Annotated in this window: 16 protein-coding genes and 1 tRNA gene; 3 read left to right on the forward strand and 14 right to left on the reverse strand. The window is 58.0% G+C overall.

The window, feature by feature from the left end; translation table 11 throughout:
* Positions 1-18 precede the first annotated feature (18 nt).
* The 6 genes from RIKMI_RS0109225 to RIKMI_RS13670 form a co-directional block, all read right to left on the reverse strand.
* Positions 19-1722, reverse strand: a complete 1704-nt coding sequence (locus tag RIKMI_RS0109225; protein ID WP_084135248.1) for a BACON domain-containing protein — start codon at positions 1720-1722, stop codon at positions 19-21.
* A gap of 4 nt (positions 1723-1726) precedes the next feature.
* Complete coding sequence (locus RIKMI_RS0109230; RefSeq protein ID WP_027291376.1) at positions 1727-2656, reverse strand: hypothetical protein; 930 nt, start codon at positions 2654-2656, stop codon at positions 1727-1729.
* A gap of 1 nt (position 2657) precedes the next feature.
* Entirely contained in the window at positions 2658-4874 is a 2217-nt protein-coding gene (locus RIKMI_RS14365; protein WP_051214466.1) for a leucine-rich repeat protein, read from the reverse strand.
* Positions 4875-5399: 525 nt separating this feature from the next.
* On the reverse strand, positions 5400-6107 hold the full coding sequence (locus RIKMI_RS0109245; protein ID WP_027291377.1) for an SIR2 family NAD-dependent protein deacylase: 708 nt from the start codon (positions 6105-6107) through the stop codon (positions 5400-5402).
* A 101-nt stretch (positions 6108-6208) separates the two neighbouring features.
* On the reverse strand, positions 6209-8542 hold the full coding sequence (gene tamL, locus RIKMI_RS0109250) for a translocation and assembly module lipoprotein TamL (RefSeq protein WP_027291378.1): 2334 nt from the start codon (positions 8540-8542) through the stop codon (positions 6209-6211).
* A gap of 235 nt (positions 8543-8777) precedes the next feature.
* Positions 8778-13616 (reverse strand): translocation/assembly module TamB domain-containing protein, encoded by a 4839-nt coding sequence (locus RIKMI_RS13670; protein ID WP_051214467.1) that lies wholly within the window; start codon positions 13614-13616, stop codon positions 8778-8780.
* A gap of 665 nt (positions 13617-14281) precedes the next feature.
* Here RIKMI_RS13670 and RIKMI_RS0109260 point away from each other — a divergent pair.
* Positions 14282-14893 carry a DNA-3-methyladenine glycosylase family protein gene (locus RIKMI_RS0109260; RefSeq protein WP_027291379.1) on the forward strand — a complete coding sequence of 204 codons (612 nt, stop codon included), beginning with the start codon at positions 14282-14284 and terminating at the stop codon, positions 14891-14893.
* A 42-nt stretch (positions 14894-14935) separates the two neighbouring features.
* Here the strand turns inward: RIKMI_RS0109260 and bioB are convergent, their stop codons facing one another.
* Positions 14936-15910, reverse strand: a complete 975-nt coding sequence (gene bioB / locus RIKMI_RS0109265; protein WP_027291380.1) for a biotin synthase BioB — start codon at positions 15908-15910, stop codon at positions 14936-14938.
* 88 nt (positions 15911-15998) lie between these two features.
* Here bioB and RIKMI_RS0109270 point away from each other — a divergent pair.
* Positions 15999-16072, forward strand: a tRNA-Arg gene (locus RIKMI_RS0109270).
* A gap of 70 nt (positions 16073-16142) precedes the next feature.
* Here RIKMI_RS0109270 and RIKMI_RS0109275 read toward each other — a convergent pair.
* Complete coding sequence (locus RIKMI_RS0109275) at positions 16143-16442, reverse strand: hypothetical protein (protein ID WP_027291381.1); 300 nt, start codon at positions 16440-16442, stop codon at positions 16143-16145.
* Between the two features lie 18 nt (positions 16443-16460).
* Between RIKMI_RS0109275 and RIKMI_RS15115 the strand changes: the two genes are divergently transcribed.
* Positions 16461-16703, forward strand: coding sequence for a hypothetical protein (locus tag RIKMI_RS15115; RefSeq protein WP_027291382.1), 243 nt, complete (start codon positions 16461-16463; stop codon positions 16701-16703).
* Positions 16704-16940: 237 nt separating this feature from the next.
* Here the strand turns inward: RIKMI_RS15115 and RIKMI_RS0109285 are convergent, their stop codons facing one another.
* The 6 genes from RIKMI_RS0109285 to carB all read right to left on the reverse strand — a co-directional run bounded on the left by RIKMI_RS0109285 (position 16941) and on the right by carB (position 25289).
* Positions 16941-17210: a type B 50S ribosomal protein L31 gene (locus RIKMI_RS0109285; protein WP_027291383.1), complete on the reverse strand. Its 270-nt coding sequence runs from the start codon at positions 17208-17210 to the stop codon at positions 16941-16943.
* Between the two features lie 121 nt (positions 17211-17331).
* Positions 17332-18402, reverse strand: coding sequence for a DUF4831 family protein (locus RIKMI_RS0109290; RefSeq protein WP_051214468.1), 1071 nt, complete (start codon positions 18400-18402; stop codon positions 17332-17334).
* A gap of 138 nt (positions 18403-18540) precedes the next feature.
* Positions 18541-19335: a tRNA1(Val) (adenine(37)-N6)-methyltransferase gene (locus tag RIKMI_RS0109295; protein ID WP_027291385.1), complete on the reverse strand. Its 795-nt coding sequence runs from the start codon at positions 19333-19335 to the stop codon at positions 18541-18543.
* A gap of 702 nt (positions 19336-20037) precedes the next feature.
* The gene (gene murA, locus RIKMI_RS0109300; protein WP_027291386.1) at positions 20038-21357 is read right to left on the reverse strand and encodes a UDP-N-acetylglucosamine 1-carboxyvinyltransferase; all 1320 of its coding nucleotides are present in this window, start codon (positions 21355-21357) and stop codon (positions 20038-20040) included.
* A 111-nt stretch (positions 21358-21468) separates the two neighbouring features.
* Positions 21469-21930: a hypothetical protein gene (locus RIKMI_RS0109305; RefSeq protein ID WP_027291387.1), complete on the reverse strand. Its 462-nt coding sequence runs from the start codon at positions 21928-21930 to the stop codon at positions 21469-21471.
* 113 nt (positions 21931-22043) lie between these two features.
* A complete protein-coding gene (gene carB, locus RIKMI_RS0109310; protein WP_027291388.1) occupies positions 22044-25289 on the reverse strand; it encodes a carbamoyl-phosphate synthase (glutamine-hydrolyzing) large subunit in 3246 nt (1081 codons plus the stop codon).
* Between the last annotated feature and the right edge of the window lies 1 nt (position 25290).

Here is a 25290-nt window from a genome sequence, read left to right on the forward strand (position 1 = left end):
GGACGTGCTCATTTTAGCCTAATTCTTGACCACGTAATTTGCTGTGGGATCTTTCCTGAATGCCGAAGGGGCAATGAAGCCCGGCTTGACATAAATTGTAGTTAACTTTTTATTGCCCCTGCAATCCAATATTTCAATAGCAGTCTTTGAAATGTCAATTGAGGGCTGAATATCGTTGAAGGCACACTTCAGATCTTGCAGCAAAGGCTTATTAACTAAATTTAAAGCCGTTAATTTATTGTTAGAGCATTCCAATTGCTTTAGCTTTGGGTTAGAAGTTACGTCTAAGGTTGACAAATTATTCTGCATACAATTCAGATATTCCAGTTCCGTAAGATTTGTAACGTTTAATGATGTTAAATTATTTTCATTACAAGCTATACGTGTAAGTTTCGGACAATAAGTAAGGTCCAAACTAGATAAAGAGGTGCCAGAGCATATTAAGACTGTTAATTCACTGTTTTTAGAAATATCAAGGGTTGAAAATGAAGTGCCCTCAAGTGGATTCTGAATGTATAAAGTTGTCAACTCAGGATTATGAGTGACATCCAGAGCTGATATCTGACTATCATCAATGGATAGGTGCTGTAAAGCCTTATTCTGTGAAACATCTAGGCCGGTAAATTTTATACCTTGGATGCTTACATAAATAAGCTTCGTATTATGTGAAATATCAATAGCAGGCAGGTCGTCATTATATCGAGCACTTAAGAACTCCAACTGCAGATTTTTAGATAAATCCAATGAAGTAATCGCAGTACCCTCAATAGATAGACTGGTTAAGTTGAAATTTTTTGAGACATCTAAATACTTGATCGAATTGCGTGTGGTTAAATTTCTATCGTATGAGCACGTCAATTGTGTTAAGTTAATGAAGCATTCTATTCCAGCAAGATCGACTATGTAATTATTTGTAATACTTAAATGTGTAATATTTTCCAGCTCGCTGCTTTGAATCAAATTGTCTTTATTTTTATCGTAGTTCCGTAAAACGAAAGCTTTGAAATAAGGGTCGGTAAACGCCGTCGTCACCTCTCCATTCTTAAACTGAGTGACAACCAATGTTTTGGTCACACTGGCCGTTCCGTCGGTCGCCGCGACGGTCACCGTGGTGCTACGGTCTGTTCCTATGGTATTTTCTTGGGCAGTCAACGTAAAACCGAGAGGCTGAGTAAGGGTCAGCGAACACCACGCATCCTGAACCGGAAGTGTAGCTGACCAAGCCGTGGATGAAGTCACTGTGATGAACCCGGAGGAGCCTCCGGCAATCGGCAACGTGATGCTCTCGCTACTCAGGGTCAAGGTGATTCCGGCCTCCGGTTTATCCGGATCGTCCGGTTCTTCGGGTTCCGGTTCCGAGGACTCCTCCGAGGCTTGCTGAGTAATGGCAACAGTCCGTTCAAGACGTTGAGACCCCGTACCCACAGCAACGGTGACGAGGGTTGACCGAGCTGTTGAGCCTGTATTCGGATCGGCTGTGATGACCAGTGTCTTTCCCTGCGTTTGAAGGTGACACCAGACCACTATTGCCGGACAGCTTGCGGTCCATTTATCCTGATTGGTTTCAATCGTAACCGATGTCTGGAGGTTTTTCCCGGCTTCTAACGTAACAGACTGTGCTGAGACAGTCAATGTCGGCGCAGGCGGAGGTGTCGCCGAAGGATCTTCTTTACATCCCCAGCACGTAGCGAGGAGTGCAACAAAACAAACAAAGTATCTCATGAGCTTAGTTTTCCCGTTTAACCTTTTTATAAATATAATCTTCTCCCGTACAGCCGCATTTGCGATATTTGCAAAGACGGTGCATTCGGTAGGTGTAAATAGTCGCCGGAACGGTACATTCTTCCGTTCGGACCACTTCTCCCCGCCGATTTCTGGTCTTCAGCTCCTTGGTGACGTAACTGGCCTCCGTGTCGACCACATGCCACGATCCGGAGCGGCGCATGGCATTCCACTTACCGCATTGCGGACATTTTTTGAAATGCCGTCGTTTCTGAACCCATAGAAAGAGTACACTTCCGAGCACAATCCACCCCCAGCCCGGAATATCCGACAACGAGAACGTTTCGCTGGATTTAGCGGGTGTATCTGTGGAGACGGTTGATAACGATGGTGTTTCTTTGGTTGCCGTAGTCTGCTCCCGCACCGTCCCGACAGGCTGCTGTGTCGCTGCCGTTTTTTTAGGAGTAGCCTCAGGCGCTGGTTTGGACTCCTCGATGGTTTTGGCAACAGGTTGCTGTGGCTCGGCAGCGACAGCCGTTGGCTGGTTAGAATAAGCCTGCAACTCTTTTTGATAGAAATGGACGGGCCACACAGGATCAAGGGTCTGAATCTCCTGAATCCGGTCTGGCACATCTCCCGTTTCGATGGTTTCGCCTCTGCGAGAGGCGTTCAGGAAGCCATCCAATCGGGCCTGTACATAGATAATCTGATCCGCAGCTGCACTTTTAAGTTTGCGGTCTTTCACGCGTAGGATGGCTATGCTCCGACCGTTAATTAGAGCCTCAGACAGCGATTTTTCGATAGTCTTCCGTAGCTTTTTGTCCGAAATCTTTTCAATAACGGCTCGATCCTGAGCGTCCTGAGCTTTTGCCGTCGGAGTGAGCGGCAGAACGAGCAGTAATCCTAAATAAAGGCAATAGAGATGCTTCATCATATTAATTGGTAATTGCTTGAATGTTGGTTCGATTGTTCCATCCGGGTGCAGCCTTGTACGCCTCCACGCTGGCGGCAGGGACATACACCTGAACATCAGAGTCTGTAGTTGTAGCCACGCGCAATGACCCCGTTGGCGGATTGACCGCATAACAGGTGATTGATTCCAGTTGGGGACACACTGCGAACGGCCCGAAACTACCGCCCAATGAGACCAACGTGCCGGGCAAGATCACCGATTTCAGTTGAGCGCTCTCTTGACATAAATTTGCTCCGAGCTCAGTTACCCCCTCCGGGATCGTCAGGTGAGTGAGACCGCACCGCATGAACGCGCTGTTTCCCAGTTTGGTTATGCTATTGGGCAGCGTGACGGACGTCAGTTGCCTGCATCCGTAAAAAGCACTGGCCTCGATGGCCGTCACTCCCTGGGGTATGTTGACCGCTGTTAACTGAGAACAGCTGGCAAATGCACTTTCTCCGATGGTTGTTACTCCCTGAGGGATATCCATCGTCACGAACCGGGAACCGGCAAATGCAGATTCACCGATTGTCGTTACCCCATTCGGAATGGAATAAGCGGTTCCTTTCGCTCGTGGATAGCGAATGATCGTTCGTTTATCCTTTGAGAATACCACTCCATTGACATCGCAATACATCGTATTGGATGCATCTATGGAAATAGTCGCCAAGTTGGGGCAGCCCCCGAATGTGCCGCCACTCATCGACGTTACGCTGGCCGGGATATGAATCGACGTCAGGGCAGAAGATGAGAAAGAGGCATTTAGGGCCACTGTTCCTTCGGGCACAGCATAGCTCGAGGCTGTCCGCCCCATGGGATAGCAAATCAATCGCTCCCGATTTGCCGAATAGAGAACCCCGTCGATGTCCGAATAGTTGGGATTCCCCGCTTCGACTGTAATGGATTGAAGGCCTGATCGTTTATACCAGTCACTGGTATTATCGTCCATGAGTGCAAATGTTTTAGGCAGACGAATCGACTGCAAAGTCCCGGAGTACCCAAACGCTAAACTTTCGATATGGGTGGCTCCGTGAGGTAAGATAATACGGGTTAGTGAGGGATGTCCGACATAAAGACCACCATTGCGTTTGCAGAAAGCCTCATGCGGAATCCAAGGGCAATCCGTAGCATACAGGTCCAGATCGGTCAGCAACGGCATCCGGTCCCGCATGGCAGAGAAGTCGGCATCCGACAGATGGCCTCTCAGAATAAGGGTTTTAATGACTTTCAGCTCCTCGTCGGAAAGCCGGGAGCCGAGCGACTCGGACTCACCCAAGGTGATATCCGCCTTGTACGACGTTTGCAGCAAGTGCAGCGTATCCGCCGCCGGGGAGTTTCGGTCTTTGAAGATAACCTCGGCGGAGCGGCTGTTGTAGTCCGTGTGAGCTGCAACGATGAATTGATATTCCTCGCTTCTCAAGCCTTTGGTCTGCGGGGCCAGCGTGATCCAGGCTGCCTCCTCCGGGATGATAATATCGTAATCCAGATTCGTGTTCACCGCCACCGCCACAGTGCCACCCTCGGGAGCTACCGTTCGTTGAGATTCCGTGATCCCCAACTTGTCCAGCTGAGCCTGCACGACGTAGAGTGTATCGGCCAGCGTGCCGTTACTGTTCCTAATGATGATCTTCCCCTCCCGCGCATCGTATGCCGGATTGGCCGCTATCTCGAATTGCAGCGAGGCGGCGGAGAGCCCTTTGGTCGTGATCGGGGTAATCCAGCCTGCAAATTCCTGCGGAATCTCCACCGTAAAATCGACGTTGTGCTTCACCTCGACCGCAATAGCTCCGCCCTCCTGTCGGATCTCATACCGGGCCTGTGTCAGGGTCAGGGCATCCTTCTTGCGCTGGTTAACGGTCAGGATTTTGGTGACACTCCCAGCTTTGACGGTAAGGTTGACGCTCCGGTCGTCGTAATCGGTATTGGCTTGCGTCGTGACCGTCACTTCACCGTCATAACTGCCTTCGGCCTTATCCGTCGTGCACCAGTCATTCGCGCCGCTGACGGTCCAGCCGGTATTGGAGCGGATAACCACGGTTCGGATTCCTCCGTCGTCAGCGTAATTCAACTCCGGCACGGAGAGAGTTAGTTGGGGCGCTGAAGGGTCATCCGGCTTTGCACCGGGATCTTCGGTGCATCCGACCAGAAGGATGCCGAGCAATAGAATGCCCGGCAGTTTGTGGAGTAAAGAAACGGACATAGCAGACGTATGTTGGTCTCTTCCCAGTTCCAAAGAAGACGGTGTGTGGAAAATAAGAAAGCGTGGGACTGATAGCTTATTTCAAGAGATAGGCTCTGGTAAACCTTAGGGCTAAAATAAGCAACAGCCCACGCCATACCGGAACAGTATAGACGTGAGAGGAGTCCGCTTATTCTCGCCCTTATAAAATTTACCAGATTTTATCTCTGAGAATAAAGCTAAACACTTTCCGTGTTTTCGAATATGTCGTCGCAAAGATAGCGATTTCGTTCGAAACACGGACGGCGGATTCCTCCTTTTGAGGCTGTTGCTCGTTTTCAGGCTGGCCGTCCGGACAAAGGTCGGCCAAACAAAGCCGAAAATCAAGGTTGATTCGGAATGTTTTTCTTATAGGTTGGGGATCCCCCGCCCGAATGCAGACGGGATTTCTTTCATACCGATACGGACCGCCCGGCCCGGAGCGGAGCAGCCCTTCTTCGGGTATCGGAACTTATGGATGCCTGTACGCGGTATGCGGGAAAACGGTTATTCCCCTGTTTCGGCGGCGACGATCCGTTCTACCAGCGGGGGTACCCCGGAGGCGGCGCCGGCGGCGATCACCGTCAGCGGGTTGGGAATAGTCACCCGTGCCGGCTTCGGATCGACGAGCCATACCGGTACTTCCGGCCGCAGTTGGTAGATCAGTCCGGCGGCCGGATAGACCGCCAGCGAAGTGCCGATCACCAGAAACAGGTCGGCGTCGCGCACCGCCTCCAGCGCCCGCTCGTACTCCGGTACCGCCTCGCCGAAGAAGACGATATGGGGGCGGAGCTGCGCCCCGTCCGGTCCTTTGTCGCCCAAATAAGTCGGCCCCGGAGCCGGGACGATCACTGTCGGGTCGCGTTCGCTGCGGGCCTTGCGCAGTTCGCCGTGCAGGTGGATGATCCGTGTGCTGCCGGCCCGTTCGTGCAGGTCGTCCACATTCTGGGTCACGACCACCACACGGTCGAAATATTTCTCCAGCCCGGCCACCGCCCGGTGGCCGGCATTGGGTTCCACTTCGTCCAGTTGCGCCCGCCGCGCGTTGTAGAAGTCCAGCACCGCCTGCGGGTTGCGTGCCCACGCCTGCGGGGTGCAGACATCTTCGATCCGATGGTTTTCCCACAGCCCGTCGGCATCGCGGAAGGTCGATACGCCGCTGTCGGCGCTCATGCCCGCCCCGGTGAATACGACGACCTTTTTCTGAGATTTCATGGTTTTCGAATGTTATGATGGGTAAGGATATGTCTTTTTACGCGGTATTTGCCGTATCCGGCCTGCGCCTGCCTGGGGGGGGACGGAGAAAACCGCCCTTTTTAGAACGGGTAACCGATGGCCAGGTGGATACCCAACCCGTCCTTAAAATTCTGGATATTGTAATAACCTTTCTTGTCCGGATTGGAGTAGGGCGTATGGATGCCTATCCCCATGTCGAGGCGCAGCACCAGCACGCTGATGTCGTACCGTAGTCCCACCCCGGTGCCGAGCGCGATCTCGTTCCAGAAATTCTTGGCCCGCAGCGCTCCTCCCGGCCGCTGCGGGTCGTTCTTCAGCAGCCAGATATTCCCCGCGTCGAGGAAGACCGCCCCTCCCAGGTTCCCCAGCATCTTGAACCGGAATTCCACGTTGGCCTCCAGTTTGAAATCCCCGGTCTGGTCCCAGTAGCCGTTTACCTGGTCTTCCGAAGGCCGGTAGCTGCCGGGGCCCAGCGACCGTACCGTGAACGCGCGGATACTGTTGGCCCCGCCGATATAGAACTGTTCGCTATACGGCATCACTTTCGAGTTGCCGTAGGCATAGCCCGCGCCCACCATCAGGCGCGAGGCCAGCACGTTGTTACGACCGATCTTATGGTACCATTTGGCTTCGACCGTCCCTTTGACGAACTGCGAGAACGGACTGCCGAACAGCCTTTTGGTTCCGTGCGAGCCGAATATTTCATAAACGCCCGCCAGGATATTCCCTGCGTCCGTGACCGTGCTCTGGAAAATGAACCGGTTTTTCTGCCTCCGCCCGTAGGTCTTGTCGAACGTGTAGGTATAGCTGAGCGAGGGGATGAACTGGTCGCTGAAACTGAGCGCCACCGCCGGGTTCTGCTGCATCGTCGAGTCGAACTCGTGCGAGGTGTGCAGCAGCTTGTTGTAGGTCAGCCTGAATACGGTTAGGTTGTGCGAACTGTACGGCGAGGTGCGGAAATCGTACCCGGCCGAAAGGTTCAGCGACAGCATCCGGAAATACTTCGGGCGGTTCATCAGGTCGGCCCCGATCTTATAGGTCGTCCGGGCCGGATAGGTCAGCCCTCTGTACCGGAATCCGGGCGCCACGATGCGCGGGACACTCAGCGAGGCATTCAGCCCGAATTCATAGGAGTTCACGGCCGTGGGCCGGGTTTCGTACTGGTTCTTATTGCCCGTCTGCCATTCGTAGGAGCCGGTCAGGTTCAGGGCCAGCACTTCGCCGCCCTTGAAAATATTGTTGTGCCGCAGACCGAACGAAAGGCCCGGACCCAGGTAACTGTTCGACTTGGAGGTCAGGTCGGCTTCGAAATCGGCCTGCATCGGCTTGTCGAAGGTAGCCGCGATACGCACGTCCAGCGAATCGCGTCCCGGCCCCAACGAATCCAGCGGCGGTACCGACAGGCTGACCGAGCTGAATATGCCCAATTTGTTGAGGTTCGTCTGGGTGGTATTCTGCGCATCGACATTGAAAAGCTGGCCGGGCGCCAGTCCGATCGCGCCTTTCAGGATACGCGGGCGTATCTTCAGCGGGCGCTGGTAACGCACGCGCACCGCGCCGAGGGTCATCGTATCGGCCGGGCCGGGTACCGGATTTCGCAGGCTGACGCTCACGCTTCCCACGCGGTACGGACGCATGGCGGCGGGCGGTATGCCTTCGGCCAGCCGCATCCGCAGCGCCACTTTGTACGGCGCCTGGGTGGTGTCGGCATCGTAGGCGATGTATTCCGGGCGGAAATAGTAATATCCTCGGCTGCGCAGGGCCGTGGCGATACGGTTCCGCTCGGCGACCAGCGTATCGAGATTATAGACCGCCCCTTTCCGGAGCAGGGTCCCGGCCCGGAGGCTGTCCACGATCCGTCCTGCCGCGCCGGGGGCGGTCAGGTATTCGACGGTGTCGTAGGTGTGCGGCGCGGGAACGATGAAACGGTAACTCACTTTGGCTTTCCGGTCGGGCTTGTGTTTGCGCGGCAGTAGTTCGTAACCGCCCTGCACGTTGAAATAACCGTAGTTCTCGAAAATCTGGTCGGCGACTTTGATGCGCAGGTCGGGCCTCACTTTCGAAATCAGCACCGGCTGTTTGGCCAGCTTCTTGAAAAACCAGTATTTGAATCCTTTTTCCTTCGGGGTGTAGAGGTGATTCCACGCCCACAGCCCGACGGGGATGCCGGTACGCCAGTAGGGCGACCACAGCGGATTGTTCGGAGCGACGCTGAGGGGTTCCTGGGCGGCGGAAATGACGTCGCCCGGAATCTCCAGCGTGTCGGATTCGGGCGTGAAGGTCATTTTTTTGACTCCCGTGTAGAGCACTTCGCCCTGCGCCAACCGCCGGGTGGTCGAACAGGAGGCGAGTATCGCCGCGCCGCCCGCCAGCAGCAGAGTGTAATATAAGGTATGTCGGAAATATCTTTTCATGTCTGGTTCCAGACTTCATTTCTGTCTGTGGTGGTTCAGAGCGGTGGAAAGCGGAAACTTTAAGCCACAGAATAGCCGAGTTCCCGCGTCAGCGGTCATCCCGGAGCCACCCCGGGCGGAGGGATGGTGCCGCTGGGCACTCCCACCGGGCTGTAATTACCCCGGCTTCCGCTGGCTCCGGGACGAAAAACGCTCTCGGCATAGACCAGTTCCGAGTTTTCTGCGGTCTTTATGGTTATTCTGTTTGCCGAGCCGGCTCTTCGGTCTTGACCGCCGCCTCTTTATTCGCCTGCCGCTTCCTGCGCTTCTCCTCGCGCCGGGTTTTCCGTTCCGCTTTACGTTCTTTCCGGCTCATTTCGGTTTTTCCCGTTCTCTGGGCCGCGCTTTTGGTCGGTTTGAACAGGTCGCCCAGTTTCAGCACCTTTTTCCTCACCCCGAAACCGACGCCCGTTTCGGTCACCTCGCCTTCGAGAATGCTTTCGAAATTGGTTTCGCGGAACAGTTTCAGGTACATGTTGTCGCGCCGGGTGAGCTGGTATTCCAGCGAAATGTCGTCCACCAGATTCTCCGCAGCGTTCTCGTTCGGGTCGCCGCCCGTGCTCACCTTGCCTCCCACCGTGACCCGCACGCGGTTGTCGAAGAACTTTTTCGAAAGTTTATAGGAGTAATCGGTACGCGTTCCCTCCGGCCCCGCCGACGGATCGTCGTAGGAATCGACCCCGAACGAGAGGTCCACTCCCTTCAGGCTGTTTTGCGCCCATTGGTTCAGCTCTTTGGCGATAAACGAATTGAGCGGGTTGCCCGTATTCACTTTGGCCGACGTCCCCGGCCCGGAATAGGTGTTGTAGATCAGGAGGCTCATCGCCTGGTTCTGCCGCTGCTCGGCCGTCAGCGAGGCCAGCTGGTTCTGGAGCGTCAGGTCTTCGGGAGCGGCCAGGTCGAATCGGATGTCGAGGTTCTCCAGCGAACCGCTGATATTGATGCTGATCTGGAAATTGACCTGACGGGAGGTCTGGTCTTCCATCGTCACCGTCGTGCGTACCGTCTCGACCGCCCGGATGGCGAACGAAGGGTCGGCGATGTCGCCCGTCCAGCTCACGTAACCGCCCGGCGTAATCGTGAAATCCTTGGTCGAGATTACCGGAGGACTGTAGCGCACCCGTCCGCCCGAAAGTTCGTACTTGCCCGCGAAACGCGTGTCGCCCAGCCGGTTCATCGAATAGGTCAGGTTGCCGCCTCCTTGCAGGTTGATCCGGTTTTGCCCGTCTTCCGACAGATAGACCGATACCTGCACGTCCGGATCGATCGCCACGTTCATCAGCATATCGATCCCGCCGAGCCGCAGCATCGACGGCGGACGGACGGCATAGACGGTCGTGGTGTCGTTGAACGCAGTGAAAGTCACTACGTTCTGCGACTTGTCTTCGATGCCCGCCGGAGAATCCTGCATCACGTAAGTCACTTCGGTTCCCGTCAGCAGGTTCACGTCGCCCCGGATGTCCAGCGCGTCCAACGGCCCCCGTACCCGTGCCGAAAGGTCGGCGCTGGCCTGCCCGAAAACCATCGATCCTTTGCTTCTCGGCACATCGACCAGCTGGAAGTCCGAGGCGCGGACGCGCAAATCGGCCGTCATCCGCGAAAAATCGCCCAGGTCGATGTTTCCGTTCACTGTCAGGCGGTGTTTGTTCGGGGCGATCAGCCCGAAGTCTTCGAACAGTACTTTTTCCCCGTCCAGCACGATCGGAGTATCCGTAATGCCGAACCGGGTGCCGATGGCGGCCACGTCCACCGCCGTGCTGTCGAACGCCAGCGATCCGCCGAGCCGCAGGGATTCCGGTCGTCCGTCCGCCTCGACATGTCCCCTGAGCCATCCCGACAGGCTGCCCGACCCTTCGGGCAGGAACGGGTTGGCCGCTGCCAGCGGAATGCCCGGAATATCGGCCGTCAGGCGCACGGCCGCCGCCGAATCGGCCGGGTTGTAGCGGCCGTCCACGGTCAGGGCTGTTCGGCGGTCGATCGTCAGGGCCAGCATTCCCTGCTGCCCGGCCAGCGTATCGGTGCGATAGGCGAGGTTCAGGCCGATGTCGCCCACCCGGCGGTTATCGTACATCAGCGTGTCGATCGTCACCCGTCCCCGCGCTGCGACGGTGCTGTCGGCCATGCCGAAGACCAGGTCGGTACCCAGGCGGCCGCCCACGGGCGGAGCCGTCGGCAGCAGCCGGAGCGCTCCCGCGATGTCGATTCCCTGCAACCCCAGCCGGACGCTGCCGGAAGGCATATCCTCCCCGGTCGCCGACTGCAAGGAGAAAGATTGTCCGGCACGCGTCACGCGCAGGTCGGCGGCCAGCGTCCGGTCGAATCCGTAGCGCACGTAGTTGCCGTCGTTCACCGTCCATTCCGAAAAACCGAGAATCGGATGCTGCGGAATCAGGGTCGCCGTCACCGTGCTGTCTTCCAGCGTTGCCCGCACGCCCAAGTCCAGCCCTTTGCGTCCCTCGCGGTCGCGCTGCGAAAGCGTAACCTGCCCGGCGTTCCCTTCGGCGTGGCCGTACAGAGCGATCAGACCCATGCGGTTCATGTTGCCCGGTCGGTTGGCCAGCCGCACGAAATATTGCAACTGTCCGTTGCGGCCGCCGATGCCTGCCGTCAGCGTGTCGAGCACGATTCCCTGCGTCGAGAACTGGTCGATTTCGGCCCGGAATCCGAACGGTTCCCCGTCCGCTGCGGAGGCTGTCAGAGAGACCTGCCCGAATCCTGCTCCCTGGGCACGGAGGTATTCGCTCAGCACATTGCCGCGGCCCGCTGTAAACCCGAACCGGAAAGGAGGCAGCAACCGTTCGAGCGTATCGGTATCGATCTTTCCGGCCATGACCTGACGCTGAACTTCGGCCGCCGTACGCGCGAATGCGGAGGCGAGGGAGTCGATCCCCGCTGCCGAGCGGAAATCCAGTTTCAGGTCGCCGGAGGTTATCCCTGCCTGTACGCCGGCGGTGTCCGTCGCGGCGGAAAGCAAGGTGCGGGGAACGGTGTTCTCGAACGTGCCGTACTTGATTTTCAAGGAATCGAACGTGATACGGGCCGCATAAGCTCCTGCGTCCGTGGCCGAGGCCTGTACGTCGAGGCGCATTGCGGCCGAGGCCGGCTCCGCCGTGAAACGCATCCGTTCGAAGTCGAGCCGGGAGACGGTACCGTCGATGGCCGCCTCCTGCCGCCGGTCCGTCAGCACCCCGCCGAGACGCAGGTCGGCGGCCAGAGCGTCGTTATCGCTCGTCAGACGTCCTTCCAGCCGGTTGTCGGCCAGTTGTACCGTCAGCCCCATGTTTTTATAATCGAACCGGTCGTATTCCGCCTGTGCGATCCGCAGTTCGGCCTGTGCCGAGGTTTTCGGCGAGAAAAAATCGAAACCGTTCCCCGCCGCCCTGAACGTCAGGGTCGCATACCCTAACGAATCGGCGGGCAGGAAACGGAACAACGGCAGGCTGTCTATCTCGATGTCGGCTTCGTACCGCTCCTTTTTCGGATTGAAAGAGCCGCTCAGGGCGATTTTCCCTTCCGCGGCCCGCACATTCGCCCGGCCCCGATAGAGTCCGGAGACGGCCTGCGCTTCGCCCCCGAAACGCACCGGGGTCAGAGCGACGCCTTCCGGCAGGAAAGGCGCCGCGAGCCGCGGAGCGTGCAAAGCTCCGCCGAACGAGGCCTTGCCTTCCAGTCTGTCCGGTGCCGCGACCGACCTTACGCGCCCTTCGGCGACGAAATCCGCGATTTGCGGCATCGCCAGCACCAGTTTGTTGAGTCTCAGGTCGCCCAACGTTCCGGACAAACGGGTGTCGATCGTCAGTTCGCGGCCCGCCAGTTCGCGCCGCAGGGTGTCGCCGACCTCGATCAGCCGGAACAGGTCATCCGTGCCGAGCGTCGCCGCCAGGGTCGCTTCCATCGGGGTCGCCTCTTCCATCGAAGCGATGCCTGCGCCGACCGTGGCGCCGATACGGATCGCCGACGCGGAGGTCTGCAATCGGAAGTTGCGCAAGGCGTATCCGGCGCTGTCCATCGCTACGTGTCCTTCCGCCCCCGTTACCGTCAGGCCGCTGCGTTCCGTGAAGGTCAGGTCGGCCAGTATGGCCCGTATCTCCGTGCCCCGGTTGAATACCGAATCGAGCGACAGGTTCAGTCCGTTCACTTCGATATGGTTCGGGTCGAATCCCTCGGCGGGAGTGCCGTAGGGCAGTCCGTAACGGGCGGCGTTTTCCGCCAGCCGTACTTTTGCGACACGCACCGTCCACGGCTGTGCGACGGCGGTATCCGCCGGTTCCGGTACCTCCGAAACGGTGGGCGGAGAGGCTGCCGCCGTATCGGTCCGATAGGCATAATCGCCTTTTTCGATCAGCACGTCGGCCGCTGCGATCAGCTGTGCCCCCAGATCGACCGCGCAGGAGTCGATACGCCCCGATGCGATCCGCGCCGTCAGGGCGGTAACCGGATCGGTTTGCATCGAAAAAGCGATGTCGTCGAGCGTCAATTGATCGGCTATGATTTTCCACAATACAGGGGCGGAGGCGGTGTCCGCCACAGTCGCAGTATCCGGCTCAGCCTGACCCAGCACCAGCCGCACATCGCCTCCGCCGAGCCGGACTGAGGATATGTGCGCCACCTGTGCCCCCAGATCGACCGGATCGGCTTCGAGGGTGAACTCCCGTACCCGGACTTGCAAGTCCAAGGCCCCCGCCGTATCGGTCAGGTGGAACGAAGCGTCGCCGAAGGCGAGCTGCCGCACGACGGCTTCGCCGCGCACGAGCGGCAGCAATGCGACATCGGCCCGCAACGAGCCGCAGGTGAAAAGCGTATCGCCCGCGCCGGTAATCGCTTCGGCATCGTCGATGGCCAGCCGCAGCGGGAATTTTAGCCGCAGCTGCTCGACGCTGAGCCGCATGTCGAAATGATCGGAGACATAGGCGACCGCCTTTTTCTTGATGAAATCCTGTACCGGGGGAAGATATAACGCCACGATGGCGAGCACGGCCAGTCCCAGCAGGACGGCCAGTGCACGCAAGGTATATTTGACGATCTTTCGGATCATGAACCGAGCAGAGGAATGACGAAAGGTAACGGGCAAGGTTTGCCGCCGCTTGCCGTAAGGTAATTATATCTGACTTTATTTAGTTTAATGTACTTTTAATTTGCAGGTTAAAGCCCGGAGCCAGCGAGGGCAAAACCGCAGGTTGCAGCCCTTCGCCGGGGGTGGCTCCGGGCTGACCGCTAACGCGGAAATTTATTTTTAACCCTAGGTTTGAATGTACTGTCTGTTGCCTACGGGCGTTTGTTCTTCTTCGTCCGCTCGTGCCGCGGGGACAGCGGCTGTGCCGCACGCCTCATGCCGGCGGGGCACTTACTTTTTTGCGCGACTAAAAAAGTAAGCAAAAAAGTCGCCGGAAATGCGATTCCCCGTTCCAGACTCCCGTCGGAACGGAAAATCGCACATTCCCGGGTCAGCAGCCTCTACCCGTATTTCGACACCAAATTAAGAAGCCGGGAGTACTTTTTAAACCTACGGTTTATTTTCAGCAGTTCGTTTCCTGTGCCCTTCGGTCCGTGCCGTGTCCCGATCTGCGTGTCAGACGGTAATTCAGGGCCGTTCGGGGACAACGCCGACCGCTTCGGAGTAAAGTCGGACGATTTTACTGCAAAATTTGTTCCTAAGGTAGTATTTCCTCTCGGTTTTTAAAAAAGTATCTTTGTACGAGTATGGAAATATTCAGGTATTCGGAGAAAGAAACGCGGTGGCTGGCCGCCCGGGACCCGGTGCTGGGAAAGGCGATCGCAAAGATCGGCCCTTTGCGGCGGGAGGTGATACCCGACCTGTTCGAGGCTCTGGCCCGCAGTATTGTCAATCAACAGATTTCGGATAAAGCGGCCCGGACGATTTGGGGGCGGCTGGAAACACGGATCGGGGAGGTGACTCCGGCGACGGTGGCCAGGCTGGAACCGGAAGATTTGCACGGTTGCGGCATGAGCCTGCGCAAAGCCGGCTATCTGCAATGCGCGGCCCGCGCGGCATCCGAGGGACGGTTATCGGCGGAAGAGTTCGCCGGCTTGCCCGACGACGAAGTGATCCGCAGGCTCACGGCGCTGCCGGGCGTAGGCGTATGGACGGCGGAGATGCTGATGATCTTTTCGATGCAACGGCCCGACGTGGTCAGTTTCGGCGATGCGGCGATCCGGCGCGGCATCATGCGGCTGTACGGTCTGCAAACGCTCGGCCGGACGGAATTCGACGTTTACCGCTCCCGGTGGTCGCCCCACGGGTCGGTCGCTTCGTTTTACCTGTGGGCGGTGGCGCACCGGAAAGAATGGTAACCGCCCGGGCGAAAACGACACGGGTAGGAGCTGGAATAGGTTTCAGAATGTAAATCCGCAACGAGCGAACATCCGTTTATCATCCGCGATGCCCGAACCGATCGTCGTCAGCAGGTCGCCCACGATCGCCGCGTTCACGCCGCTGCGCAGGGCCTGTTCCTGCACCTCCGGTTTCAGCAACGTGCGGCCGCCGGCGAAACGGATATAGACCGCCGGGTTGATGAGGCGGAAAAGAGCGAAGGTACGCAGTATCTCGTCGTCCGAAAGCGGCGGGGTACTTTCCAGCGGAGTTCCCGGAATCGGATTCAGGACATTGACCGGTATCGAGTCCACGCCCATTTCCCGCAGCGCGAAGGCCATTTCGAGACGTTGTTCCGGCGTTTCGCCCATCCCGATAATCCCCCCGCTGCAGATTTTCAATCCCGCTTCGCGTGCCCAACCGATCGTCCGCTTTTTTTCCTCCATCGTGTGCGTGGTGCAGAGTTTCGGAAAATAAGACGGAGCCGTCTCGATATTGCAATGGTAGCTGCCGACTCCCGCCGCTTTCAGTTTCAGCAACTGTTCCCGGGTCAGCAGTCCCATCGACGCGCACAGCCGGCCGCCGCGGAAACCGGGACATTCGGCGGCGATCGCACGGTATATCTCCGCGCATCGGTCCACCTGGGCGTCCGTCATCGTCCGGCCGCTGGTCACCAGCGAGAAACGGCCGACTCCCTTGTCGTGGTTGTCCCGCGCGTGGCGCAACGCCTCGGCGGTATCCGTCAGCGGATAGACTTCGATTTTCGTCCGGTGGCGCACCGACTGCGAACACCATTTGCAGTCTTCGCTGCAACGGCCGCTGCGGGCGTTCATGATCGAACAGGTGTCGAGCGTGTCGCCCATAAAACGGTGCCGTATGCGATCCGCCGCCGAGCACAGGGCGCCGGTATCGGCCCGACGGAGCAGGTCGAGCGCTTCTTCGTAAGATATCGGGTAGCCGTCCGAAATGGCGGCTTCGAGTTCCTGAAGGGATTTCATGAGGTTTCCGGATGAATTTTCGCAAAGATAGAGATTATAAATTTTGGAATTATCCGGGAAATACCTACTTTTGTCGTGCTCAACCAATGGCACCGTAGCTTAATTGAATAGAGCATCTGACTACGGATCAGAAGGTTACAGGTTTGAGTCCTGTCGGTGTCACTTCGTGAAAAGGCCTCTTTTTCCGGAAACGGGAAAAGAGGCCTTTTTCATCGGCACATGTCGGGTCGGTTCAACGGATCACCTGGTGTTTTTCGTCGATCTTGATGTCCGTTACGTGAAAAACGCCATGGCCGACCATACTTTCTATAAAATCGACACATTTGATTCTGGCTACGTCAGCCGGGGACAACGGGGGAAAATAGGCCCGGAATATCTCTCCTTTCCCCAAATGCGTGTACCGGTCTTTCTGCATACCGGTTCCCTGCACGCTCCGCAAATCCAGTACTTTCGTCTCGCCGCCCCGTAAATGGCAAACCAGTTTGGTGCTGGGTAGCAAATTGGCTCCCCCGCCCGCACTGAGATAGTGCAATGTTACGACGGTGTGATTATGGCCGAATTGAATATCATCGACCCAGACGTTAAGATTCCTGGTTTTCTGTTTCGGAGTATAATAAATGATCTCACGCTCTATACATCCTGCCTCCTGGGTACCGGAAGGAAGGAAGGAAGGAAGGAAGGAAGGAAGGAAGGAAGGAAGGAAGGAAGGAAGGAAGGAAGGAAGGAAGGAAGGAAGGAAGGAAGGAAGGAAGGAAGGAAGGAAGGGCGAAGACCAGATATAATTTTTTCATGATAGATTCGTGTGTCTGTTTAGAATGACCGTACAAAGATAACCATATACAATTTTTCCCAAAATCCGGCAAATACTTCTTCTCCGGATCAGCGTAACGATACGCTTGGGATCGGGCCGTAATTTCCGACAAGATCTCTCCGTCGGAATGGGAACACGGGCAATCTGTGTCTAACCGTCCATAAAAAAGCCGGACTTCGTAAAGAAGCCCGGCGGATTCTGTTGCAGAACATGTCTTTTTTACTTGTTCTGGTTGCGTTTATCGTAGTGTTTTTGATACCGGCTCATGAACTTATCGACGCGTCCGGCGGTATCTACCAGCGTCTGCTTACCGGTGTAGAACGGGTGCGAGGCGCTCGAGATTTCCATCTTGTAGACGGGATAGGTTTCGCCGTCTATCTCAATGGTTTCTTTCGTATTGACGGCGGACCGGCACAGAAAGACCTGATCGTTGGACATGTCCTTGAATGCCACGACACGATATCCTTCGGGATGAATTCCTGCTTTCATTTGTGCTTTGTTGTTAAACGTTGTTTTCTTTAGCGTCGCAAAGATAGGGTTAAAATCCCGAACGGCAAAATCCGGACAACGATTTATTTCGTTTAGCGTCGCAAAGGGCTGACGCTATGGTTCAGAACACCACCGGCGCGTAGGTCGTACCGCCCAGCTGGAACACCGGGATGCGTTCGCGTGCCAGTTCGTCGTTCCCGTCCACCAATCGGACGGTCTGCACGGCCGGTACCCGGTAGCGGACGCTGACGACGCCTTTTTTCGAAGTTCCTGCCAGGGCGCCCGACGCACCTCCGGTCGAAGCGCCGGCTTCGGCTGTCATTTCGATCACGATCGGTCTGCCGGACAGATCGCTCTCCGGTACCACTCCCTTGGTCGGCGAAAAGCGGCAGACGATGCCTGTCCCTTTGGCCGGAGGCAATACCGAGAAGGTGCGGGCGATCCGTTGGGTATAACGTTTGCCGACGAACAGCGCGAGGTATTCCGATTCGAGCCGGTCCATCTCCTTGAGCGCGGCGCCCAGCCCCGCCCCGAACACGTTTTCGCCCATCTCGCCCGTCACCAGGTCGAAACGTCGTTTCCGCAGCGTGAAGATCGCGTTCGCCGCGTCGGAGGCCATCTGTTCGGTACTCTTTTCCACCGTCGATACCCGGTTTACGGGGAGCATGCCGAAGCCCGCGCTGTCGGCCAGGGCGCTCCGTTCGACGGTCGTGCCGTACAGCGGGTCGAGGCTCACGTCGGTGAACGGGTTGTGGTTGCCGATCGCGGCGTCCCGGTATTCAGCGTCGGCCAGCAGGGGTTTCCGCGGCGGCGTCGCCGACAGCCAGTGGAACACTTTGCTCTGCGCATCGACCGGCTGGTCCAGATGGTAGGTCTGCGTCGGATCCGGCTCTTCGCAATAGCCCAACGACGCGTCGATAATGCGGTAATTCTGCTTGTCGCTCATCGCTGCTCCGGAAATGCCGAGGTACTGCGATGCGAATTTGGCGTACGGCCCGCGCAGGATCACTTCCCGTTCGACGACCAGCGTCACGTTCACGACGGTACGGGGCAGGGTATAGCCTGCGACGGTTCCGGAACCGGTTCCCTGCGGGTATGCGCTCACCTGGGCGGAGGCGTTCCCCCCGCAAACGGCAGCGGCGGCGGTCAGGCCGACGGTGCACAGCGTCCTGTAAAAAGTCGTTTTTTCCATAATCTGTCCTGTTTAGGCATCCTCAAAAGTACGTTTTTTTCGGGATATGCGCTCGCCGCACCGCCGCGTTTTTCGGTAAGTCCCCTTCAACGGTCGGGCACGCCTTGCGCGGGCTACCGGCGGACGAACGGCAGACATTCAAAATTTCAGGTAAAAATCGCGGGTAAGCCCGCGGTATGCTTCCGTAAAGTTTCCCTGCCCGTCTTCGATGCACAGCGTCTCGCGGACGACCTCTTCGCGTGCAGGACGGTGCAGAGACAATTCGACGGCCACGCGTTTGACGGGCTTGTGGGGCGCCCCGCGCACCTCTAACAATCGTCGGACGAACAAACCGCGTGCCGCGGCTTTGGCGATGAAGATGCCGGCCTCCCGGTAGGGAAAAATCGCGGCGAACCGCCCGTCCGGACGCAACAGGGCGAGCACGGCTCCGATCAGGTCGTCGTAAGGCAGCATCTCGGCATGCCGGGCGGCTACCCGTGCCGGACCGGGCTGCGAGGCTGCCGCCGAGGTGTCGAATCCCCGCCGGAAGTCGGTACCGGCCATAAAATAAGGGGGATTCGAGACGATCAGGCTGTATTTTTCCGCCTCGCCGTAAGCGGCTGCATATTGCTGAACCGGCATAACGTACACCCGCAGGCGGCCGGCCCACGGCGAAGATGCGAAATTACGGGCGGCTTCCTCGCCGGCGGGGATATCCGCTTCGACGGCATCCACGACCGCAGTGCCGGACAGCGTCTCCGTCCGCTGGGCCATCATCAGGGCGATCACGCCTGTTCCTGTGCCGATGTCGAGGATCCGGCCCGGCGGTTCCGCGTCGGACAACGAGACCCATGCCCCAAGCAGGACTCCGTCGGTGCCCACTTTCATGGCCGACTGTTCCTGAATGACGGCAAACTGTTTGAATCGAAATGCGTTGGTTCTCGGGAGGGACATGGATAGGGGGCTTTTTTGTTTGGGCAAGTCTGTACGGTTCTATTTGAAGCTCTGATCGGGCGGCCGGAAGCGTTAGGACAGTTACGGCCCGGCTGTAACGCCCGACAATGCCGGAATGAATGGAAACTTTGTAATTAATCTTAGGGTTAATATATATCCATGTTCTCCTGTAGTCAGCCCGAAGCCCCCTCCTGCGAACCGACGCGGTAGCCGAGAGCCATCGGGGTCGGCTTCGCCTTCCTCCTCGCCGTTCGGCAGTGCTTAAGCCGGCTTGCACTGCTCTCACCGGCAGCGTCGGTTGCACGAATGGCCGAGGCACAAGGAGGAACCGAGCAGCGTACCGAGACCTAAAAACCGCTTGCGGACTTTGGCGAGGCAGCGTGAGGAAGCCGCCAGGCAAAACGAGCGAAGCGAAGTTAACGGCTGCAACCTGCGGTCGCACCCTCGCTGGCTCCGGGCCTGACCTACATTAAACGTAGGGTTATTTTTATTCGGGTCGGGCGCCCGGGAGCGGTCGCAACTTCCGACGCGTAGAGCGGCGAATTGCGGGCCTCCCGAGGGGGGAGGCGTCCGGCCCGCCCGCTAACGCGGAAACTTAATTTAAACCGTACGGTTATATGTCATTTGACTCAAGGCCTTTGGTCAGGTGTCCGCCGGGGAAGACGGTCGTCGCCCGCCCCCTCGCCCGGACGGCAGAAAATATCAGTCGATCCGCCGGATCTGCGCACCCAGAGCGTTGAGCCGTCCGTCGATATTCTGGTATCCCCGGTCGATCTGGTCGATGTTCTGGATCACGCTTTTGCCGTGGGCGCTCATCGCGGCGATCAGCAGCGCCACCCCGGCCCGGATATCGGGCGAGGTCATGGTGGTTCCCCGCAGCCGGATCGCGTGGTCGTGGCCGATGACCGTCGCCCGGTGCGGGTCGCAGAGGATGATCTGCGCCCCCATGTCGATCAGTTTGTCCACGAAGAACAGACGGCTCTCGAACATCTTCTGGTGGATCAGCACGGAGCCTTTCGCCTGGGTCGCCACCACGAGGAACACGGACAGCAGGTCGGGCGTCAGCCCCGGCCACGGGGCGTCGGCGATGGTCATGATCGAACCGTCGATAAAGCTCTCTATCTCGTAATGATCCTGCTGCGGAATATAAATATCGTCGCCCCGCTGCTCGAAACGGATGCCCATGCGGGCGAATTGCTGGGGAATGATGCCGAGGTCGCCGTACGAAACGTTCCGGATGGTGATTTCGGAGTGGGTCATGGCCGCCATGCCGATAAAACTTCCCACTTCGATCATGTCGGGCAGCATGGTGTGTTCGGTACCGCCGAGCGAGTCCACTCCTTGTATGGTCAGCCGGTTCGAAGCGATACCGCTGATGTTGGCTCCCATGCGCACGAGCATCCGGCAGAGCTGTTGCAGGTACGGTTCGCAGGCGGCGTTGTAAATGGTGGTTTCGCCTTCGGCCAGTACCGCGGCCATCACGATATTCGCCGTACCGGTAACGGAAGCCTCGTCCAGCAGCATGTAAGCGCCGTGCAGCCGGCGGTCGGGACCCGGCGCGGTGACGGTGTAGAATTTGCGGTCGGTGTCGAAATCGAACTCCGCGCCGAGGTTCTGGAAACCGATAAAATGGGTGTCCAATCTCCGGCGGCCGATTTTATCGCCGCCGGGCTTGGGCATATAAGCCCTTCCGTAGCGGGCCAGCAGAGGCCCGGTAATCATCACCGACCCGCGCAGGCGCGATGCGGCTTTGCGGAATTCGTCGGTCTGGAGGTAGCACAGATCGACATCTTTGGCCTGGAATGAGTAACTCCCTGTGCCGAGCCGCTCGACGACGACCCCCATGGCTTCCAAAAGGCCGATGAGCTGCATGACGTCGAGGATTTCGGGGATATTGTGGATGGTCACCTTTTCGGGGGTGAGCAGTACGGCGCAGATGACCTCCAACGCCTCGTTCTTGGCCCCCTGGGGGGTGATTTCGCCGCTGAGGCGGCAGCCTCCCGTCACTTCGAATGTAGCCATAATCCGGATTTGTTTGCCTAAAGATAACGATTAGGCGCCGAACCTGCAAATGCGACGGTTTTCCCGGCCGGAAGAACCGGCCTTTCCGCGGAGCGGTCCGGCCGTCCCCGATCATTTCGCGCGGGGTTTGCCCAGCAGGCGCCAGATGAATCCTGCGACGATCAGGGCAACGGTCAGTGCAGCCATCATAGCCGGTAACAGCAGCCCGATATGCAGCCGGATCCGGCCGGTCAGCACGCAGAAGACCAGCCCGGCCACGCCGACCACGCCGGCTATGGCGCAGACGAACACCAGCAGCATATAATTGCGTCCGACGGGCGTGGCGCAGTGGGGATTTCCTTTGCGCGTCTGGTTGCGGACGACGGTGCGCCCGACGATATAGAGCAGCGCGAACAGGACGGCGAGTCCGGCGGCGCACCAGACCCATATCCCGATTCGGCCCGGCATGACGGGCTGGACCGAGGCGAGCATCAGGAGCAGGACGGAAACGAATGCCGGCAGGCCGACGACCGATGCGGTGTGGCGGTAATTGCGGAACGGGTTTTCTTCCGGTTCTTCGGGTTCTCTGAACATAAGTGCGTAAGGTCGAAAAAGTTTAAAAAAGCCCCCTTTCCGTACACGAATTACGAAAAGGGGGCGCAGGGACTTCCGCCGGACCATCCCTCGCGGGCGGCTCTGCGAAACGGTTACTTGTACTCGTTCCAGGCCTTGATCTTCAGGTCTTCGCGGCCCATACGGCAGAAGGCGACGATAAAGTCGTTGGCCAGTCGCGCGTTGGTAATCAGCGGGATGTTGAAGTCGATGGCCGAACGGCGGATCGTATAGTCGTTGTTCAGCTCGTCTTTGGTGAAGTTTTTCGGGATGTTCACCACGAAGTCGATCTTGCGTTCCTTGATGAAGTCGAGCACGTTCGGCAGGCCGCTCACCTTCGGATCCTGATCGGGCCAGCCCACCACGGTGGCCTGCACGCCGTTGTCGGCCAGGAAGTTCGCCGTTCCTTTGGTGGCGTAGATTTCATATCCTTTGGCCTGCAACGCCTTGGCCGCATCGAGGGTCAGCGTCTTGGACTTGGCGTCGCCCGTGGAGAGCAGCACGCTGCTCTTCGGTATCGCATAGCCCACCGAGAGCATCGACTTGAGGATCGCTTCGTAATAGTCTTCGCCGATGCAGCCTACTTCGCCGGTCGAAGCCATCTCGACGCCCAGCACCGGGTCGGCTTTCTGCAACCGGCTGAACGAGAACTGCGGGGCTTTGATTCCCACGTAATCCAGTTCGAAAGCCGATTTGTGCGGCACTTTCGGGTCGAGGCCGAGCATGACGCGCGTAGCGATGTCGATAAAATTGACTTTGAGCACTTTCGACACGAACGGGAACGACCGCGACGCCCGCAGGTTGCATTCGATCACCTTGATGTCGTTGTTCTTGGCCAGCAGCTGCATGTTGAACGGACCGCTGATTTCGAGCGCCCGGGCGATCTGCCGGGCGATCTTCTTGATGCGCCGCACGGTCTCGATATAGAGCTTCTGGGCCGGGAAGACGATGGTGGCGTCGCCGGAGTGCACGCCGGCGAATTCGACATGTTCCGAAATGGCGTAAATCAGCACTTCGCCGTCCTTGGCCACGGCGTCGATCTCGATCTCCTTGGCGTTGTTCACGAATTCGGTCACTACCACCGGATACTGCTTCGACACGTTCGTAGCCAGGGTCAGGTAGTGCTCCAGCTCTTCCTTGTTGGAGACGACGTTCATCGCCGCGCCGGAAAGCACATACGAAGGACGGATCAGGAGCGGGAAGCCCACTTCGTCGGCGAAACGGTAGATTTCGTCCATCGAGGTCAGCTCTTTCCACCGGGGCTGGTCGATGCCCAGCTCGTCGCACATTTCGCTGAATTTGTGGCGGTCTTCGGCACGGTCGATGTTCACGGCCGATGTGCCCAGGATCGGCACATTCTCCTGATGGAGCCGCATGGCGAGGTTGTTCGGGATCTGTCCCCCCACCGATACGATGACCCCTCTGGGGGCTTCGAGGTCGGTGATGTCGAGCACGCGTTCGAGGGTGAGTTCGTCGAAGTAGAGCCGGTCGCACATGTCGTAGTCAGTGGAGACGGTCTCGGGGTTGTAGTTGATCATGATCGACCGCAGGCCGTTCTCGCGGATCGTGTTGATCGCGCTGACGGAGCACCAGTCGAATTCGACCGACGAACCGATGCGGTAGGCTCCGGAACCGAGCACGATCACGGATTGGTCGTCGTGCGCGAAACCGATGTCGTGCTTCGTGCCGTTGTAAGTCAGGTACAGGTAGTTGGTCTGGGCCGGGTATTCGGCGGCCAGCGTGTCGATCTGCTTGACCACGGGCACGATACCGCGCTCTTTGCGCCATGCACGCACTTTCAGCAGTCCTTCCTCCATTTTGAGGTCTTCGCTGTGCAGCACGGTACGGGCGATCTGGAAGTCGGAGAACCCTTTTTTCTTGGCTTCCCACAGCATCCGGTCCGGCATCTCCTCGATCCGGTGATATGCCCCCATTTCGCCTTCGAGGGCGATGATGCCTTCGAGTTTGCGCAGGAACCAGTTGTCGATCTTGGTCAATTCATGGATGCGTTCCACGCTGTAACCGTGTTTGAACGCCTGCGCGATGACGAAGATACGTTTGTCGGTCGGTTTGCGGAGTTCGCGGTCGATGTCGTCCACCGCCATCTCCTTGTTGGCCACGAAACCGTGCATTCCCTGCCCGATCATGCGCAGCCCTTTCTGGATGGCTTCCTCGAAGTTGCGGCCGATGGCCATCACCTCGCCGACGGATTTCATGGAGGAACCCAGTTCGCGGCTTACGCCCTTGAATTTGCTGAGGTCCCAGCGGGGAATCTTGCAGACGATGTAGTCCAGCGCCGGTTCGAAGCAGGCGGTAGTGGATTTGGTCACGGAGTTTTTCAGTTCGTGCAGGCCGTAACCCAGCCCCAGTTTGGCCGCCACGAAGGCCAGCGGATAGCCGGTCGCTTTCGAGGCGAGGGCGGACGAACGCGACAGGCGGGCGTTCACTTCGATCACGCGGTAGTCTTCCGAGTTCGGGTCCAGAGCGTACTGCACGTTGCACTCCCCGACGATCCCGACGTGGCGGATGATCTTGATCGCGATTTTCCGCAGTTTGTGGTATTCGGCGTTGGTGAGGGTCTGCGACGGGGCCACGACGATCGATTCGCCGGTATGGATGCCCAGCGGGTCGAAGTTTTCCATGTTGCAGACCGTGATGCAGTTGTCGTATTTGTCGCGCACCACTTCGTACTCGACCTCTTTCCATCCTTTGAGCGATTTTTCGACCAGGATCTGCGGCGAGTAGGTGAAGGCCTTGGAGGCCAGCGCGTCCAGTTCGTCGTCGTTGTCGCAGAAGCCGGAACCGAGTCCTCCCAGCGTATAGGCCGCCCGGATAATGACCGGATAGCCCAGGGAGTTGGCCACGCGTTTGGCTTCGGCGACGGTGGTGACGGCTTCGCTTTTGATGGTCTTGACGTCGATTTCGTCCAGTTTGTGTACGAACAGGTCGCGGTCTTCGGTGTCCATAATGGCCTGCACGGGGGTGCCGAGCACGCGCACGCCGTATTTTTCGAGCACGCCGCGTTTGTAGAGCTGCACGCCGCAGTTCAGGGCGGTTTGGCCGCCGAACGCGAGCAGAATGCCGTCCGGACGTTCCCGGGCGATGACGTCTTCGACGAAGTCCGGCGTTACGGGCAGGAAGTAAACCTTGTCGGCGATTCCTTCGCTGGTCTGCACGGTGGCGATATTCGGGTTGATCAGGACGGTGTATATCCCCTCTTCCTTGAGGGCCTTGAGGGCCTGGGAACCCGAGTAGTCGAATTCGCCCGCTTCGCCGATTTTCAGTGCGCCCGAACCGAGCAGCACCACTTTCTTTATGCTGTTGTCTCTGGTGGTTGACATG

The organism is Rikenella microfusus DSM 15922 (genome assembly GCF_000427365.1).
In the GTDB taxonomy this organism is placed as follows: domain Bacteria; phylum Bacteroidota; class Bacteroidia; order Bacteroidales; family Rikenellaceae; genus Rikenella; species Rikenella microfusus.

Excerpts from the sequence above, each read along its gene's own strand:
- tamL (WP_027291378.1), bottom strand. The coding sequence starts at position 8,542 with ATGAAAAGATATTTCCGACATACCTTATATTACACTCTGCTGCTGGCG.
- RIKMI_RS0109305 (WP_027291387.1), bottom strand. The coding sequence starts at position 21,930 with ATGTTCAGAGAACCCGAAGAACCGGAAGAAAACCCGTTCCGCAATTAC.
- RIKMI_RS13670 (WP_051214467.1), bottom strand. The coding sequence starts at position 13,616 with ATGATCCGAAAGATCGTCAAATATACCTTGCGTGCACTGGCCGTCCTG.
- RIKMI_RS15115 (WP_027291382.1), top strand. The coding sequence starts at position 16,461 with ATGGCCGAATTGAATATCATCGACCCAGACGTTAAGATTCCTGGTTTT.
- murA (WP_027291386.1), bottom strand. The coding sequence starts at position 21,357 with ATGGCTACATTCGAAGTGACGGGAGGCTGCCGCCTCAGCGGCGAAATC.
- bioB (WP_027291380.1), bottom strand. The coding sequence starts at position 15,910 with ATGAAATCCCTTCAGGAACTCGAAGCCGCCATTTCGGACGGCTACCCG.
- RIKMI_RS0109290 (WP_051214468.1), bottom strand. The coding sequence starts at position 18,402 with ATGGAAAAAACGACTTTTTACAGGACGCTGTGCACCGTCGGCCTGACC.
- RIKMI_RS0109285 (WP_027291383.1), bottom strand. The coding sequence starts at position 17,210 with ATGAAAGCAGGAATTCATCCCGAAGGATATCGTGTCGTGGCATTCAAG.
- RIKMI_RS0109295 (WP_027291385.1), bottom strand. The coding sequence starts at position 19,335 with ATGTCCCTCCCGAGAACCAACGCATTTCGATTCAAACAGTTTGCCGTC.
- carB (WP_027291388.1), bottom strand. The coding sequence starts at position 25,289 with ATGTCAACCACCAGAGACAACAGCATAAAGAAAGTGGTGCTGCTCGGT.
- RIKMI_RS14365 (WP_051214466.1), bottom strand. The coding sequence starts at position 4,874 with ATGTCCGTTTCTTTACTCCACAAACTGCCGGGCATTCTATTGCTCGGC.
- RIKMI_RS0109230 (WP_027291376.1), bottom strand. The coding sequence starts at position 2,656 with ATGATGAAGCATCTCTATTGCCTTTATTTAGGATTACTGCTCGTTCTG.
- RIKMI_RS0109245 (WP_027291377.1), bottom strand. The coding sequence starts at position 6,107 with ATGAAATCTCAGAAAAAGGTCGTCGTATTCACCGGGGCGGGCATGAGC.
- RIKMI_RS0109225 (WP_084135248.1), bottom strand. The coding sequence starts at position 1,722 with ATGAGATACTTTGTTTGTTTTGTTGCACTCCTCGCTACGTGCTGGGGA.
- RIKMI_RS0109260 (WP_027291379.1), top strand. The coding sequence starts at position 14,282 with ATGGAAATATTCAGGTATTCGGAGAAAGAAACGCGGTGGCTGGCCGCC.